This window comes from Sediminibacterium sp. GW821-FHT12F12 (genome assembly GCF_058806635.1).
This window is the reverse complement of the sequence record NZ_JBXAPW010000001.1, coordinates 544,140-560,726: the sequence shown is the minus strand read 5'-3', so window position 1 is coordinate 560,726 and position 16,587 is coordinate 544,140. Positions and strand designations below refer to the sequence as shown.

General features: G+C 45.6%; 15 protein-coding genes. 10 read left to right on the top strand and 5 right to left on the bottom strand.

Translation table 11 applies throughout. The features are described 5' to 3' along the window. Positions 1 to 28 precede the first annotated feature (28 nt). From AC1RNB_RS02310 to smpB, 7 genes are all read left to right on the top strand, one after another. Positions 29 to 1,384, top strand: coding sequence for a pyridoxal-phosphate dependent enzyme (locus tag AC1RNB_RS02310; RefSeq protein WP_493080348.1), 1,356 nt, complete (start codon positions 29 to 31; stop codon positions 1,382 to 1,384). A gap of 37 nt (positions 1,385 to 1,421) precedes the next feature. Then, positions 1,422 to 2,321: a LysR substrate-binding domain-containing protein gene (locus tag AC1RNB_RS02305; RefSeq protein WP_493080346.1), complete on the top strand. Its 900-nt coding sequence runs from the start codon at positions 1,422 to 1,424 to the stop codon at positions 2,319 to 2,321. A 58-nt stretch (positions 2,322 to 2,379) separates the two neighbouring features. Then, a complete protein-coding gene (locus tag AC1RNB_RS02300) occupies positions 2,380 to 2,610 on the top strand; it encodes a hypothetical protein (RefSeq protein WP_493080344.1) in 231 nt (76 codons plus the stop codon). A 28-nt stretch (positions 2,611 to 2,638) separates the two neighbouring features. Continuing rightward, positions 2,639 to 3,439 (top strand): ABC transporter substrate-binding protein, encoded by an 801-nt coding sequence (locus AC1RNB_RS02295; protein ID WP_493080342.1) that lies wholly within the window; start codon positions 2,639 to 2,641, stop codon positions 3,437 to 3,439. 112 nt (positions 3,440 to 3,551) lie between these two features. After that, complete coding sequence (gene fbaA, locus AC1RNB_RS02290) at positions 3,552 to 4,619, top strand: class II fructose-bisphosphate aldolase (protein ID WP_493080340.1); 1,068 nt, start codon at positions 3,552 to 3,554, stop codon at positions 4,617 to 4,619. Between the two features lie 281 nt (positions 4,620 to 4,900). Continuing rightward, positions 4,901 to 5,821 carry an acetyl-CoA carboxylase, carboxyltransferase subunit beta gene (gene accD / locus AC1RNB_RS02285; RefSeq protein ID WP_493080338.1) on the top strand — a complete coding sequence of 307 codons (921 nt, stop codon included), beginning with the start codon at positions 4,901 to 4,903 and terminating at the stop codon, positions 5,819 to 5,821. Positions 5,822 to 5,977: 156 nt separating this feature from the next. Beyond that, positions 5,978 to 6,406, top strand: a complete 429-nt coding sequence (gene smpB / locus AC1RNB_RS02280; RefSeq protein WP_493080456.1) for an SsrA-binding protein — start codon at positions 5,978 to 5,980, stop codon at positions 6,404 to 6,406. Positions 6,407 to 6,413: 7 nt separating this feature from the next. On the opposite strand, the gene AC1RNB_RS02275 is transcribed toward smpB, so the two are convergent. Next, positions 6,414 to 6,863 (bottom strand): hypothetical protein, encoded by a 450-nt coding sequence (locus AC1RNB_RS02275; protein WP_493080336.1) that lies wholly within the window; start codon positions 6,861 to 6,863, stop codon positions 6,414 to 6,416. A gap of 308 nt (positions 6,864 to 7,171) precedes the next feature. After that, positions 7,172 to 10,693 (bottom strand): chromosome segregation protein SMC, encoded by a 3,522-nt coding sequence (gene smc / locus AC1RNB_RS02270; RefSeq protein ID WP_493080335.1) that lies wholly within the window; start codon positions 10,691 to 10,693, stop codon positions 7,172 to 7,174. A 241-nt stretch (positions 10,694 to 10,934) separates the two neighbouring features. Between smc and AC1RNB_RS02265 the strand changes: the two genes are divergently transcribed. Both AC1RNB_RS02265 and AC1RNB_RS02260 read left to right on the top strand, forming a co-directional pair. Further along, complete coding sequence (locus AC1RNB_RS02265; protein ID WP_493080333.1) at positions 10,935 to 12,023, top strand: glycosyltransferase; 1,089 nt, start codon at positions 10,935 to 10,937, stop codon at positions 12,021 to 12,023. Continuing rightward, the gene (locus tag AC1RNB_RS02260) at positions 12,023 to 13,147 is read left to right on the top strand and encodes a glycosyltransferase family 4 protein (protein ID WP_493080332.1); all 1,125 of its coding nucleotides are present in this window, start codon (positions 12,023 to 12,025) and stop codon (positions 13,145 to 13,147) included. The genes AC1RNB_RS02265 and AC1RNB_RS02260 overlap by 1 nt, the downstream gene beginning before the upstream one ends. 87 nt (positions 13,148 to 13,234) lie before the next feature. Here the strand turns inward: AC1RNB_RS02260 and AC1RNB_RS02255 are convergent, their stop codons facing one another. Both AC1RNB_RS02255 and AC1RNB_RS02250 read right to left on the bottom strand, forming a co-directional pair. After that, on the bottom strand, positions 13,235 to 13,915 hold the full coding sequence (locus tag AC1RNB_RS02255) for a cell division ATP-binding protein FtsE (protein ID WP_493080331.1): 681 nt from the start codon (positions 13,913 to 13,915) through the stop codon (positions 13,235 to 13,237). A gap of 113 nt (positions 13,916 to 14,028) precedes the next feature. After that, on the bottom strand, positions 14,029 to 15,198 hold the full coding sequence (locus AC1RNB_RS02250) for an AIR synthase related protein (RefSeq protein ID WP_493080330.1): 1,170 nt from the start codon (positions 15,196 to 15,198) through the stop codon (positions 14,029 to 14,031). 137 nt (positions 15,199 to 15,335) lie between these two features. Here AC1RNB_RS02250 and AC1RNB_RS02245 point away from each other — a divergent pair, with 137 nt between their 5' ends. Next, positions 15,336 to 16,301, top strand: a complete 966-nt coding sequence (locus AC1RNB_RS02245) for a bifunctional riboflavin kinase/FAD synthetase (RefSeq protein ID WP_493080328.1) — start codon at positions 15,336 to 15,338, stop codon at positions 16,299 to 16,301. Between the two features lie 5 nt (positions 16,302 to 16,306). Here AC1RNB_RS02245 and AC1RNB_RS02240 read toward each other — a convergent pair whose 3' ends face one another. Then, the gene (locus AC1RNB_RS02240) at positions 16,307 to 16,570 is read right to left on the bottom strand and encodes a helix-turn-helix domain-containing protein (protein WP_493080326.1); all 264 of its coding nucleotides are present in this window, start codon (positions 16,568 to 16,570) and stop codon (positions 16,307 to 16,309) included. Between the last annotated feature and the right edge of the window lie 17 nt (positions 16,571 to 16,587).

The following is a 16,587-nucleotide window of genomic DNA, read 5'->3' as shown; positions in this document are numbered from 1 at the left end:
CCTTTGCGCAAACAAGTGTTAGTTTATTATGTGGCTCAACAACATCCTGGAAACCATCGGCAACACCCCTCTGATCAAACTCAATAAGATCACCAAAGATATTCCGGCTACCGTGCTGGCTAAAGTAGATTACTTTAACCCGGGTAATTCCATCAAAGACCGCATGGCTTTGAAAATGGTAGAAGTGGCCGAACAGGAAGGCAAACTGAAACCCGGCGGTACCATCATTGAAGGTACCAGTGGCAATACCGGTATGGGCCTGGCATTGGCCGCCTGTGTAAAAGGCTATAAATGCATTTTTGTAACCACCGATAAACAATCGAAAGAAAAAGCCGACATCCTGAAAGCAGTGGGTGCGGAAGTGATTGTTTGTCCAACAAATGTTCTCCCCGAAGATCCCCGCAGTTATTATAGTGTAGCCAAAAGGCTGGGCAAAGAGATCCCCAATTCGATGTACATGAACCAGTACGATAACCTGGCCAACCGCCAGGCGCACTATGAAAGTACAGGACCCGAGATCTGGGAACAGACCGAAGGGAAGATCACCCACCTGGTGTGCACCGCAGGTACCGGCGGTACCATTACCGGTACGGCGATGTACCTGAAAGAAAAAAATCCAAACATCAAGATCTGGGCCATTGATGTGTACGGTTCATTATTGACCAAATATTATAAAACCGGCGAGATTGATATGGGTGAAGTGCATCCCTATATTTCGGAAGGTTTTGGAGAAGATTTTGTACCACAGAATTACGATATGAGCGTGATTGATCTGTTTGAACAGGTTACCGATAAAGATGGAGCGGTGATGGCCAGAAGGATTGCCAAGGAAGAAGGCATGTTCTGCGGATACAGTGCCGGCAGCTGTTTGCAGGGATTGATGCAGTTACAATCCAGCCTCACCAAAGACGATGTGGTGGTGTGTATTTTTCACGATCATGGCAGCCGTTATGTAGGTAAGATCTATAACGACCAGTGGATGATGGAGCGAGGTTTCCTGGAAGTGAAAACCTTCAAAGACATTGTAAGTGGCCGGCACAGCAAAAGACTGGTTACCCTCGAAGCCACCCAGACCGTGGCAGAAGCGGTAGAACTGATGAAGAAATATGATATTGAACATATACCGGTGATGCAGGAGAACAAATGCATAGGTGCCGTAAGCGAGAGTGGGTTGTTTCAGAAAGTATTCAGCAACCCAGAGATCCGTACCGCCACTGTAGCAAGTGTACTGGAACCAGCTTATCCTGTGGTTGACTTTGACACACCGGTAGAAAGACTTGGTAACCTGATCACAAAAGAAAATGGGGCAGTACTGTCGAGGGATGAAAAAGGGGATTATCATATTGTAACCAAGTACGATGTAATACAATGCCTCGCTAAATAGGATCATCATCACCCTGTGAAAACATAATCAATCTGCCATGATCTCTACCCGGCACGATGTTTTTTTATCCGTAGCACAGCTGAAAAGTTTTTCCAGGGCCAGTCAGGTATTGTATATTTCACAACCTGCCATCAGCAGGCATATCAAATCGCTGGAAGCCTATTACAAGACCAAACTCTTCGATCGCAAAGGCATCCTCATCGAACTAACTCCTGCGGGGAAACTGCTGTTTGAAAAACTCACAGAAGTAAAACGCATCCAGGAACAGACCGAATTCGAGATCTCAGGCATCCGTGATGTGATGCAAGCCAAGGGCATGCTGAAGCTGGGTGCCAGCACTACCGTAGCCTTGTATATACTGCCCAAAGTATTATCTGCTTTTAACCAGCACTACCCGCAGATCCATATCAGTTTGTTGAACCGCAATTCCGAATTGGTACTCGAAGCCTTGCTGAACGAAGACATTAACCTGGGTATCATTGAAGGAAGGAGTAAACTGACGCAGGTGGATTACCAACCTTTTTTATCGGATGAAGTAGTGGCGGTTTGCAGTAAAAAAAGCCCGATTGCCAGAAAGAAGAACTACGCGATACAGGAGATCCTGCAGATGCCCATGGCTATCCGCGAAAGGGGAAGCGGCACCCTCGCTGCTTTGAAGTATGCCCTCGAAAAACAAAAGATCAAACTAACTGAGCTCGATATCAAAGTGCGACTGGGTGGTACAGAAGCGTTGAAAAATTTCCTGATCGAATCCGATTCGCTCGGTTTTCTGCCCCACCGCTCTGTGATCAAGGAATTGACCTATGGAGAACTGGTACAGGTTCATTTTGACAAACTGCATATTGAAAGACAGTTTTACTTTGTACAGCGTAAGGGCGAGAACAGCGGACTCAACAAAAGTTTCATCAAACTGGCGCAGCAGATCCATAACCTGTAGTTATAGGTTATAACAACTATCTATCATCAGGGTTATATGCTTGCTGTAGTTTTACGGTATGAAAATAGCCACTGCCATCCCGCTCAACGATACCCTTCCCTCGCTCGGCCAAACAAAGCAGCTACTGCTGGATACGGAACTGATGAAAGAAGTGAAACACTTGTCGGCCCTGCTTTGTCCTGAATGGCTGGCCGGTTATATGGGCCTGAAAAAACTGGTGGAGAAACAATACCAGCCGGAAGATGATCCTGCTTCGCTGGTGATTGAAAACAGTCAAACAAGTTTTTAGCCATAACGAATTACTGTAATTTTACCGGATGTTCCGCTGCACCGACCAATTACAGAAACCAATCCTGCTTACCTCAGCTCCTAAAAGAATTGTTTCGCTGGTGCCTTCGCAAACAGAATTGCTGGCCGCCATCGGACTGAATGAAGAAGTAGTAGGCATCACCAAATTCTGCATACACCCCAATCACTGGTTCCGCAGCAAACAAAGGATTGGTGGCACCAAAAATGTAAACATCGAAACAGTAAGGGCCCTGCAACCCGATCTTATCATTGCCAATAAAGAAGAAAATGTACTGGAACAGGTGCTGGAACTGGAAAAAATCGCACCTGTATGGACCAGTGATATCCGCTCGATCGAAGATGCATTATCCATGATGCAAAACATTGGAACACTCACCGGAAAAACTGCCGAAACAACCTCCCTGATTAAAACAATCGGAGAAAAAAGAATTCTTTTACAAAAGCAGATCAATGATTCAAAGAAACGGTTACGGGTGGTATACCTGATCTGGAAAGATCCCTATATGGCAGCAGGCGGAGATAGTTTTATTGATACCATGCTGCAGGCCTGTGGCTGGGAAAACTGCCTCGGAAACCGGATGCGTTATCCCGAAATCAGTCTTTCCGAACTGCAGGAGCTGCAACCAGAGCTGGTATTACTTTCTTCTGAGCCCTACCCTTTTCAACAAAAACATATTACTGCACTGCAGCAGGTTTTGCCGGGCACAAAGATGGTTCTGGCCGATGGAGAAATGTTCAGTTGGTATGGAAGCCGGATGGCAGATGCCTTTGACTATTTCCGCAAAATGCTGCAGGAGGCTGTCTGGTAGGATATCTTGTGCATTTCGCCCACAAAAAGCTAACGGCTGTTTGCGCTAAGTAAAGTATCTTGCCAACAGCAAAGATCCCTTAGTGGTTCCCCTAACATTACAATCTACACACATGAAAAAATACCGTGCCGGCGTATTATTCGGCGAAGAGTTAGAAGCATTGTACAACGATGCAAAAGACAACCAGTTTGCACTTCCAGCAGTGAACACCATTGGTACCAATACCATTAATGCGGTGCTCGAAACAGCGGCCAAAGTGAACTCACCCGTGATCATCCAGTTTTCAAACGGAGGTGCACAGTTCATTGCCGGTAAAGGCATGCCGAACGATAACCTGCAGGGTAATATTTCCGGCGGTATTTCGGGCGCCCTGCACATCCACAATGTGGCCAAGTATTATGGCGTACCGGTGGTACTGCATACCGATCATGCTGCCAAAAAATGGTTACCCTGGATCAGCGGACTGATTGATGCGGGAGAACAATTCTACAAAGAAAAAGGACAGCCCCTGTTCAGCTCACACATGCTGGACCTCTCTGAAGAACCCCTCGAAGAAAATATTCATACCTCTGTTGAATTCTACAAACGTATGGCTCCCCTCGGCATGAGCATCGAGATCGAACTTGGTGTTACCGGTGGCGAAGAAGACGGTGTAGATAACAGCGGTGTAGAGAACGATAAATTATATACGCAACCCCAGCACGTTGCATATTCTTACACAGAATTAAGCAAAGTAGGTAAACTGTTTACGGTTGCCGCCGCATTTGGCAATGTGCATGGTGTGTACAGTCCGGGTAATGTGGAATTACGCCCCATAATCCTGAAGAACAGCCAGGATTTTATTGAGAAGGAACTCGGTACCGGTCCTAAACCCGTGTACTTTGTATTCCATGGCGGAAGCGGATCGCCACAGCACCAGATCCGGGAAGCGATCAGCTATGGCGCTATCAAAATGAACATCGATACCGACCTGCAGTGGGCTTTCTGGGAAGGCATTCATCAATTCTATGTAAAAAATGAAGCGTATCTGCAGGGCCAGCTAGGCAATCCGGAAGGGGCCGATAAACCCAACAAAAAATTCTACGATCCAAGGGTTTGGTTACGCAAGGGTGAAGAAAGTTTCAGCAAAAGGCTGGAAGTGGCTTTTGAAGACCTGAACTGCATTAACCGTAACGCTTAAACGATCCATCTTACTTAAAACCGTCAACCCAACCGTTGGCGGTTTTTTTGTGGCCGGATGAAAGAAACCTGTTATTTTTGGCCGCATACTATCAGTTGTTAGCTTTACGGGCGCAGATGGGTTTATCCTGCGAACAACCTGATAATTTGCAGGATATATATTGATTTATACCTAATTTTCGCCTTCCTCCGGGGAGAAGGTTCTGCGGCAACGGATGTTGTTTCGGAACAAGGGTGGTTAAAAAATTATTATCTTCACCGCCCCAATTGCAATTGACCGTTATGAAAAAAGAACGTGAAGAAGATTTTGAAGCAAACCTGACCGGCGATGAAAGCCAGGGCGGAGACCCTGCCAAAGAGCGATGGTTCAGACGTATCAGGAAGGGTATCTTAACTTCTACTGCCGATAAAAAAGAAACACCCGAAGGTTTATGGAACAAATGTCCGGAGTGTAACTTTATCTGTACCACCAGCGAATTAAAGGAAAACCTGTTTGTTTGTCCCAAGTGCAATTATCACCACCGTATCGGCAGTGAGGAATATTTTGATGTGATTTTCGATAACAAGGAATACACTGAACTTTTCGAAGACATACAGAGTATTGATGCACTCGGTTTTACCGATCTGAAACCTTACCAGAAACGTTTGGATGATATCCATTCCAAAACAGATCTGAAAGATTCGATGCGTGTTGCAGTTGGTAAGGCCAACGGCGAGGGTATTGTGATTGCCTGCATGGATTTTGAATTCATCGGTGGTTCACTGGGTAGTGTGATGGGAGAGAAATTCAGTCGGGCGGTAGATTACTGTATCCAGCACCACCTGCCCTATCTCGTCATCAGCAAAAGCGGTGGTGCCAGGATGATGGAAAGTGCTTTCAGTCTGATGCAGCTGGCCAAAACCAGTGGCAAACTGTCGCAGTTAAGTGATGCCAAACTTCCTTATATCTCCTTACTTACTGATCCTACTTTTGGTGGTATCTCGGCCAGTTTTGGTATGCTGGGCGACCTGAACATTGCCGAACCCGGTGCCCTCATTGGTTTTGCCGGTCCGCGGGTAATCAAAGAAACCATCAAAAAAGACCTGCCCGAAGGCTTTCAACGCAGCGAATTTTTACTCGAACACGGCTTCCTAGATTTTATTGTTGACCGAAAAGAGTTGAAAGATAAACTGGCGCAGGTGGTTTTATTATTCCGAAGCTAAACCTGGCGGTAATTAAAAATTAACAATTAGCAATTAATAATTATCGGTACTGATCAAAACCACCGGGTAAAAAAATGATCTTAAAAATGATAGGAACGCCCTACCCATTTTTAATTTTTAATTTTTAATTTTTAATTACTCTCTCCCTTGGCTGAAATGAACAACCGGCAGGCTTACTTTAACTACTCCATAGAAGACAAATATGTAGCAGGTATTGTATTGATGGGTACGGAAGTGAAATCGATCCGGGATGGGAAGCTGAGCTTTAACGATGCTTTCTGTATGTTCGATGATGGTGAATTATGGGTGCGGGGTTTGTTTATTGCGAGCTATTCACATGGTACGGCCAATAACCATATTGAAGTGCACGACCGGAAACTGCTGCTAAATAAAAAGGAATTAAAAAAGATCCAGGCAAAGATCAAAGAGAAAGGATATACACTGGTACCCCTGAAAGTTTTCTTTACGGATAAGAACCTGGTTAAGGTAGAGATCGGTCTGGGTCGCGGAAAAAAACTGCACGATAAACGCGAGACCATCAAAAACCGGGATGTGGAGAAAGAGATCAAACGTTACCTGAAATAAACCGCTGTTACTCTTCTTCGGGTGTTTTATACTTCCGCTTTTTTTCGGGTTTATAATCCAATTGCTCTACCAGGGCCTCGGCCGTAGGATTACTGGTTACAGAAACTGCTACCTGGAACAAGGCAAAGTAGATCACAATGGTTCCCAGTAGTTCTCCCCAGCTCAGCCAATAACCCCAGAAACCATATACCACAGCCTTTTCGGGATGATCGGTTTCATAGATCACTTCTGTTTTTTCTCCTTTTTCCCAGTTCCTGAAAACATAACGGGCATCAACCGCATATGCTTTCCTGCCATCATGAAACACCGCTTTGGGAATAGCATATCCAGAAACACTGTCTGCCAGCCACTGAATGGTGGCAGGCGCTTTCTCCCCGTCAAAATAGTCGGGCTGCCGGGTGGCTACGAGGTAACAGGCAAAACAGACGAGGTAAAGTATAGTAACGGATTTATACAAATTGATTGCTTATTTATTTAAAAGTTCTCTCCCCTAGTGCTACACTGCGGGCTAAAGCCCGGTTAGTAAATTAAAAGAACAGATTTTATATCCACGCCCTGAAGGGCGCGGCAAAAGTAAGTATTTTGTCATGCCCTTCAGGGCGTGGATCAATAAGGCTTACTTGTATTCATTTTGGGACTTTAGTCCCGAGTTCTATTGGATGGTATTTCTTCTTTAAACAAAAAATCATACAACCATAGCTTAGGTTAAAAAAAATGGGATCAAGAGAATACTCTTAATCCCATTTTCGTATAGATCGGGTTGGGTTAGTTCGCTAAACTCCGGAAATCTACGGGTACCAGTTTACTTACACCAGGTTCCTGCATGGTTACACCGTAGATCACATCTACCGCACTCATGGTTTGTTTGTTGTGCGTTACAATGATGAACTGTGAGTTATCACTGAATTTCTTGATCATCTGTGTAAACTTACCTACGTTGGCATCATCCAGGGGCGCATCCACCTCATCCAGGATACAGAAAGGTGCGGGCTTGATCAGATAGATGGAGAACAACAGGGCCGTGGCCGTCAGCGTTTTCTCTCCCCCACTTAACTGAGTGATAGAGGATGGACGTTTTCCCTTAGGCTTGGCGATGATCTCGATACCGGTTTCGGCCAGATTCTCTGGATTCACCAGGATCATATCTGCCGTATCTTCTTCTGTAAACAATGCCTTGAATACTTTCTGGAAGTTCTCGCGTACCTGGTTAAACGTATCGAGGAACTGCTGGTTAGCAGTGGCTTCCACTTCCTGGATAGTTTGCAGCAGGCTTTCTTTGGCTGATACCAGATCGTTCTTCTGTTCCAGGATGAACTCGTAACGTTTCTTCATTTCCGTATACGCTTCAATGGCAGTGGGGTTTACTTCTCCCATGTTCTCGAGGCGTTTGCGCATGCGGTCTGAACTGGCCTGCAGGTCTTCAAGGGCCGTATCAGTGGTTCTTGCCTGGTCCAGTATCTCATCCAGTTCTACTTTGAACTCTACGCTCAGCCTTTCTTTCATACCGGCCAGTTGCAGTTTCAGTTCGTTCAGTTTATCCTTGATCTCTGTTACCAGGTGATCAATCATTTCCTTGCTCTTCACTTTCAGACGCAGTTCACTTTCTTTTTCCTGCAATACATTACGCAGGTTGTAATAGGCCTGGTCTGCCTCGTTCAGTTTTTTCTCTTCCTCTTCCTTTTTGCGCAGCATTTCGAGCAACAGTTCTTCAGAACCGATCAATGCTTTTTCGCTCTCCTCAATATTGGCGCTGGCTTCTGATAATTGCGACGTGTTATTACCAATCTGCAGGTGCAGGTCGTTCAGCTGGTTCTCTTTGAACACCAGTTCCTGTTTCAGGCTGGTGATCTTGCTCTGCTGACGGGTTAACTGCAGGTTGGTTTCGTTGTATTGTACCGAAGCAAAATTGTATTCGTACTCGGCCGACTGGTAATCCTGCTCCACTGTTTTCAGTTCGGTAGCAGTGGTTTCCAGTTGTTCGTTCAGGGTATGAAACTCTTCGCGGGTGGTGGCAATAGCATCATGTTCTGCCTGTAAACGCATCTCCAGATCTTCCAGGCGCTGCAAACCATTTTGCTGGGCAGCCTGCAGGTTCTCCATGCGGTTCTTGGCAGCAAATACCTGGTTGGTTAACTGGTTGATCTCGTTTTCTGTTTGTTTGATCACATTCTCTTTCAGCTGGTCGTTGAAAGCGATCACTTCATTGTGTTTGGCCTGGATATCGGATTTCAGCAGGTTTACTACCGCTTCCTGGTCTGCGATCTCTTCAGACAGTTTTTCCAGGTTCTTGGCACGACCGATCTTCTTTCCTTCAAACAGTCCTACGCTACCACCGGTTAATGTGTATTTACCCTTTACATACTTACCTGTTTTTTCGAGTACCACGGCGCCGTTGCTATTGGCAATGGCTTCGTCGTTTTCGGCAATGTATACGTTAGCAAGTAAATATTGAGCCAGTTTGCGGTATTGCTCATCTACCTCAATCACATCCATTGCTTTGATGGTGTTGGCAGGTTGATGGGTGTCTACGCGGTAATCAGCGAATTTCTCCAGCATGAAGAAATTGGCTTTCCCTTTTTTATGAGCATCCAGCAGGTGAACGGCCTGTAAACCTTCTTCGAGGTTGTTCACTACATAATAGTTCAGGTAAGGCTCCAGTACATTCTCTACTGCGGTACGGTATTCTTCTTTTACATAAATGATATCCGACAGGATCGGTGCCGCATGGTTCCATTCAGGATTCTTGTGCAGGAACTTGATACTTTCCGGGTAGCCTTCCATCGAGTCGATCAAACTTTTCAGGAGGTTATACTCGTTGCGCTTGGAATCCAGTTTACGGTTCTCTTCATTGAGTTCGTTGCGAAGAACTTCCAGTTGGGCCTGTGTTTCAAAGATCTGTTCCTTGGTCTTTTCCTGGTGTTCCTGTAACTGCTGCAGGTCTATGCGTTTGGCATCGAGGGTGGCTTCCTTTTCTTCGAGTTCCACACCCAGTTGCTGCAATTGTGCTTCGCGGTTCTGTTGTTCCTCGTTCAACTGAGTTTGTGCCCTTTGCAGATTCAGGATAGAAGTATCGGCAACAGCCACTTTTTTCTCTGCATCAAACTGGCTGCGCTGGATCTGCTGGTAACGGTTGCGCAATGAATCCAGTCCGGTACGTTTTTCATCAAAACCGCGGCGTTTGTCTTCCACATCCGCTTTAGCGGTTTCTACTTTATCCTGCAGCTCCAGTAAATTGGCTTCTTCTTCTCCCACCTGGATCTGTGTATAAGAAATAGAGTCGCCGATGGTCTTTAACTGACCTTCTGCTTTCTCCAGAAATTCTTTCAGGTTGGCTTCTTTCTCTTTCAGGTAATGCAGTTTCTGGGTGGCCAGGTTTTTATCGTTCTCCCGGGTGCGCAGTTCCTGCAGGTATTCGTTAAACTCGTGCTGCATACTTTGCAGGGCACGTTCTTTTTCTATGAAGCCTACTTTTTCCTGTTCAATGGCCGCTTCTTCCGTAGCGATCTCAGCTTCCAGCCGGATCTTTTTATCGTTCTCGGCATCCTGCTGCTCGTTCAGGTTTTTGTAAGTGATATTAAATCCTTCGAGCGAGGCTTTGGCCAGCTCAATGGCTACTTCCTTGTATTCTTTTTTGATCTCGTAAAACTTCTCTGCTTTTTTGGCCTGGTTCTCGAGGGTCTTCAACTGGTTATTGATCTCGAACAATAAGTCTTCGATACGCGCCAGGTCCTGCTCGGTAGCATCCAGTTTGTTCTTGGCTTCTTTTTTACGGGTTTTGTAAATGGTGATACCGGCAGCCTGCTCCAGCATACGGCGACGACTGTTTTCTTTGTCTTTGATGATATCATCCACCATACCCAGTTCGATGATGGCATAACTATCGGTACTCACACCCGTATCGAGGAAAAGGTTATGAATATCTTTCAACCGGCAGGTAACATCGTTGAGGCGGTATTCACTTTCCCCGTTTTTGTAAAAACGGCGGGTAACCGTAACAGTGTTAAACTCGGTAGGTAATAAGTTTTTTGTGTTTTCGAAAGTGAGGCTTACTTCGGCCAGTCCGCTAGGACTTCTGGTTTTACTTCCGTTAAAAACGAGCGCTTCTAAATTTTCACTTCTGAGTGCAGATATTTTTTGCTCACCGATTACCCAGCGGATACTATCGATGATATTACTTTTTCCACAACCATTTGGTCCGATGATGCCGGTAATACCTTCATCAAAACTCACGACAGTTTTATCAGCAAAACTTTTGAATCCTTTGATTTCTAATGACTTTAATCTCACGTATATTCCCTTTTAAGTACCTGCGAACATACAGCAAAAAGGGTATAATTCCCGTAGAGAAAACGGGGCTGTGTATAAGAGGTGGAGAAGTAAACCCATAGCGGATAAAATTTAAATAAGACTATTTTAATCTATTTATAATCAATACATTAAAATGATTTACTTTATTTAAAAATTGGAGACAACCGATGCAGTATGTTAATCTGCCAGCCGGTATATTTGTTGCATAAGCTCTCTTGTTTTGTCCAGAATTATCTTCACCGTTACCAACGACCTCCGATATGACCAGCGCATGCATCGGATTGCCGGTACATTGGCAGCGCAGGGGCATACAGTAACATTGATAGGCAGGCAGTTAAAAACATCAATTGAACTTCCTGTCAAAAATTTCCGGCAAAAAAGGTTGCGTTGTTTTTTTAACAGGGGACTGGCTTTTTATGCGGAGTATAATATCCGCTTAGCCTGCTACCTCCTGTTTCAGCAGGCGGATATGATCTGCGCCATCGACCTGGATACCATCCTGCCGGTTTACTTTGTAACGGCTATCAAAAAACAAAAACGGGTGTACGATGCTCACGAGATTTTTACGGAGCAGAAAGAAGTATTATCCCGTCCGCTGGTTCACCGTTTCTGGCTGGCAGTAGAAAAATTTGCCGTGCCAAAGTTCCCCCTTGGTTATACAGTGAACGAAAGTATCCGGGCAGAGCTGCAAAAAAGATATGGTGTTAACTATGCCGTAGTCAGAAATCTTCCCCGTCTGACAGCTTTACCTGAAAAAGATCTTTCATCAGAAAAATGGATCCTGTACCAGGGTGCCGTGAATGAGGGGCGTTGTTTTGAAAGCCTGATCCCGGCCATGAAAGAAGTGAACGCCCGCTTGCTTATCTGCGGGAAGGGTAATTTTTATGAACAGACGCTAGAACTGATAAAACAATATGGGGTAACGGATAAAGTAGCGCTAAGAGGTTATGTAACCCCCGAAGAACTGCTGACTATTACACCAACGGCCTATATCGGTCTTACCCTCTTCGAATCAAAGGGCATGAACCAGTATTTTTCACTGGCCAATCGTTTCTTCGATTATACAATGGCTGGAATTCCGCAGGTATGCGTGAATTACCCGGAATATGCCGCTATAAATCAAAGTTTCAACATCGCTTACCTGATTACAGATACAAGTCCCAAAACAATTTCCGATGCTTTGAACAATCTGTTGTCTGATGATGTTCTGTATGAAGAATTACGAAAGAACTGCCTGTTTGCAAGAAACAAGCTGAACTGGGGAAACGAGGAACAGGTACTGATCGGTTTTTATAAAGAAATAACCTAGTGGAAAAGCATTTACATATTATCTCCTTCAATGTACCCTACCCGGCTGATTATGGTGGGGTAATGGATGTGTTTTACAAACTACCTGCTTTTCAGCAACAGGGTATCAAAATTCACCTGCATTGTTTTGAGTATGGCCGCGGGGTACAAACAGAACTGAACAAATATTGCGAAACGGTACAGTATTACCCCCGGTATATAGGCCATAAAGGCATTTCCAATACCCTGCCGTATATTGTTTCGAGCCGTAAGAATGAACAGTTGCTGGAGAACCTGCTGAAAGATGATTACCCGATTTTTATGGAAGGTGTGCATTGTACCTATCCGCTGCTCGACAAACGGTTTGCCAACCGGAAATGTTTTGTGCGGGTGCATAATGTAGAATACCAATACTACCATGACCTCAGCAAAAGCACTTCCTCGCTGCTGAAAAAAATGTATTACCGGATCGAGAGCTGGCTGCTGAAGTCCTACGAGAAAAAGATTGCTTCTAAAGCCGTGTTCTGGGGAACGACCGAAAAAGATGATGCAGTTTACCGCAAAGAACTGGGCTGCCAAAATATTGAACACCTCTCTTTGTACATCCCCGACTGGAAAGTGAGCTGCCTGGAAGGAATGGGTACGTATTGTTTTTATCATGGAGATCTGAGTGTAGATGCCAATGACAAAGCCGCTACCTGGTTACTCGAAAATGTATTCACCAAAATCAAAGTTCCCTTTGTGATAGCCGGGAAAAATCCTTCCGAAAAACTGGTAGAACTGGCGCACGCCCAGAACCATACCTGCCTCGTAGCTAATCCCTCCGAAAAAGAAATGCAGGATATGATCGCGAAAGCGCATATCAATGTAATCCCTTCTTTTACTACTACCGGTATGAAAACCAAATTGGTAAATGCCCTCTTTCATGGCCGGCATTGTGTTGTGAATGATGCCACCATTGCCGGAAGTAATCTTGAAGCTGCCTGCCATATAGGAACTACTGCCAATGCTTTCTGCGATATCATTGCACAATTATATCACCAGCCATTTACTCCAGACGAAATAGAACTCCGCAAACATCTGCTTACGCCCATGTTCAACAACGAGGCCAATGCGAAGAAACAGGTGGGGTGGATTTGGGGGTAGGGATTTGGTTACAGGTTACAAGTTTCTGGTTACAGGTTTCTTGTATGGGTAACACGGGGTTGCAACAGATCCGTAACGAATAATCAACTATACCGCAGCACTATCAATTACTTTACCGCCCTCTGTCTTAAGCATCCGTGAAGGGTAGCGGTTGATGACGATGAAATCGTGGGTGGCCATGAGTACGGCTGTGCCATAATCTCTGGAGATCTGCATGAGGAGCTGCATGATCTCGTCGCTGGTTTCGGGGTCGAGGTTACCGGTGGGCTCGTCGGCCAGAATTAATTTGGGGGAGTTGAGTAAGGCACGGGCAATATCTACGCGTTGCTGCTCGCCACCGCTCATTTCAAAGGGCATTTTGAAGCCTTTGCTTTTCAGACCTACTTTTTCGAGTACATCGTTGATCTTTTCTTCCATCAGCCGTTCATCCTGCCAGCCGGTGGCTTTTAATACAAAACGAAGGTTCTCCTGTACATTTCTGTCGGTCAGCAACTGAAAATCCTGAAAGATTACCCCCAGGTTACGGCGCAGGAAGGGCACTTTTTTCCAGTCCATGGTGCGCAGGTCAAAACCCACCACAGAAGCTTCGCCCTTGGTAAGGGTCAGTTCTCCGTACAGGGTTTTCAGCAGGCTGCTTTTGCCGGTACCGGTTTTTCCTACCAGGTACACAAACTCCCCGCGGGTAATATTGAAATTTACGTTCTGCAGTACCAGGTTATCGCCCTGAAAAATATCTGCATTATGGATGGATACTACGATGTCTGACATGATTCTAAATTACGATTAGTTAACAAGAAGCAGTCAACTACCTGCTTATTTAAGTTACCGATAACAATCCCTGCCTTTGTTGGTGGCTCAATCAACCATTTACCTGCACAACTTTAATACACAATCTCCCCAAAACTACCTTTCAGCAGTAAAGAAGATTTTTCAGCCGCTTCCACCCTGCCCACAATCCGTGCTTCGATTCCCAGTTTTTCTGCTACGTCCATCATAGCTGCTGCAGCTTTTTCATGGGTAAACAGTTCCAGCCGGTGGCCCATATTAAATACCTGGTACATTTCGCGGTAATCGGCACCCGAATTTTTCTGGATGAGCTGGAAAATAGGCGGCACATCAAATAAATTGTCTTTGATAATGGCCAGCGGACGGGGCAGATATTTCATACACTTGGTCTGACCGCCCCCGCTGCAATGGATCAGGCCGTTGATATCGTCAAAATGCCGGTCGAGCAGGATTTTCAGCAGTGGTGCATAGGTACGGGTGGGCGACAATAATAATTTACCTACGGATAAACTTACGCCCTTTACATCTATCTCATCCGTCATCCGGTTGGCACCAATATACACCACTTCATTGCTGAGCGAGGGTTCAAAGGTTTCCGGATATTTTTCTGCGTAATATTTGGAGAGTACATCGTGCCGGGCACTGGTTAATCCGTTACTGCCGAGGCCACTGTTATAGGCATTTTCGTATGCGCACTTACCTGAACTGCCAAACCCAACGATCACATTACCAGCCGCTATCTTATCGTTCGTTACCAGTTTGTTTTTGGGCCAGCGGGCGGTCATGGTACCGTTCACGGCAATGGTTCTCACCACATCACCCACATCGGCTGTTTCGCCACCGAGGTAATGAATGTTTACACCGTAAGTGCTTAACCGGTCAAAAAATTCCTGGGTGCCATTGATCACCGCCTCCAATACTTCTCCGGGTATCCGGCGTTTATTACGGTCGATGGTGGAAGAAAACAAGAGATTATCGGTTACGCCAACACAAAGCAGGTCATCCAGGTTCATGGCCACAGCATCTTCGGCAATACCTTTCCATACTGATACATCACCGGTTTCTTTCCAGTAGAGATAGGCCAGGATACTTTTGGTGCCCGCCCCATCGGCATGCATGATATTCACCCAATCCGGATCGCCGCAAAGCAGATCGGCATAGATCTTACAAAAAGCATGGGGGTATAAGCCCTGGTCCAGTTTCTGGATGGCTGCGTGTACTTCTTCTTTCTGGGCCGATACTCCGCGTTGTGCGTATAGAGACATTTGCAAATTTTGGTCCCACCGCAACGGGAGGGAAATTCTGGAATGGGGCAAAGGTACAGATTCGGCATAGGGGTACCAATTTCCCCTTCTCTCATTTCCAAAATTTCCGGATTTAGTCCCTTACTTTTGCGGTAATTATGCGGGTACATCGAGAATTGGCAGGGTCTTTACCGGAATTTACAAAGGCGGTGGTTACCATCGGTACATTTGATGGGGTGCACCAGGGCCACCGGAAGATTATTGCACAAATGAAGGAAGAAGCTGCAAGGATTGGCGGCGAAACGGTGATCATCACTTTTCATCCCCATCCCCGTAAAATTGTTTCTTCGGTACCCGGCGATGTGAAACTACTGACCACTCTCTCCGAAAAAATACGTTTACTCGAAGCGGCAGGCATTGATCACCTGGTAGTAGTTCCCTTTGACCATCGTTTTTCGAACCAGACCGCAGAAGAGTATGTAAAAGATTTCCTCTATCATTATTTCAGGCCACATACCGTGATCATTGGTTACGATCATCGTTTTGGCAAAGGAAGGGAGGGCAATTACCAGTTACTGAAAACCTATGGACAAACACTCGGTTTTGAAGTAAAGGAGATTTCTGAGCAATTGGTGAACGAGATCGTGATCAGTTCTACACGCATCCGCCAGGCCATTTCGGCAAACGATACGGATACGGCCAACCGCTTTCTGGGCTATGCTTATTTTTTTGAGGGCATAGTGATTGAAGGAAACAAACTGGGCCGCACCATCGGGTTTCCTACTGCTAACCTGCATATAAGCAGTGAAGAGAAACTGATACCGGGAAATGGGGTATATGCGGTGGTGGTGAATGAGAATGTGAGTGGCGAGTGGTCAGTGGGTAGTGAGGTTTCTCCTATCAGTTATAAGGGCATGATGAATATCGGGCTCCGGCCAACCGTGGATGGAAAGAAGCGGGTGATAGAGGTCAATATTTTCGACTTCAACGAAGACATATACGGAAAAACTTTACAGGTGCATGTACACCACTATCTCCGTGGCGAAGTAAAGTTCAATGGGCTGGAAGAACTGAAATCGCAATTACAGAAAGACCAGCTATCAGCTGCCGCTGTGTTGGCATAGTTCGCTTACCCGCTATTAGTATCACTTTTTTTGAATAGGGCATCCGGGTCAAAGTCGATGATCTGGCGATAATCCTCGAGTCCGAGTACAACGGCCAGCCTGATCAGGGTTTCGATTTTTACTTCAGACAAGCCGTTTTCCCAGGTAGATAAAGTAGACCGCCCCACCTGCAGGGCCGATGCCACATAACGCTGGTCGTAATTACGTAATTCCCTGATGAGCCGGATATTACGGGCAATACGCATTCTTTCTTCGCTTCGTTGGTACATACGAATGGTTTTGGAAG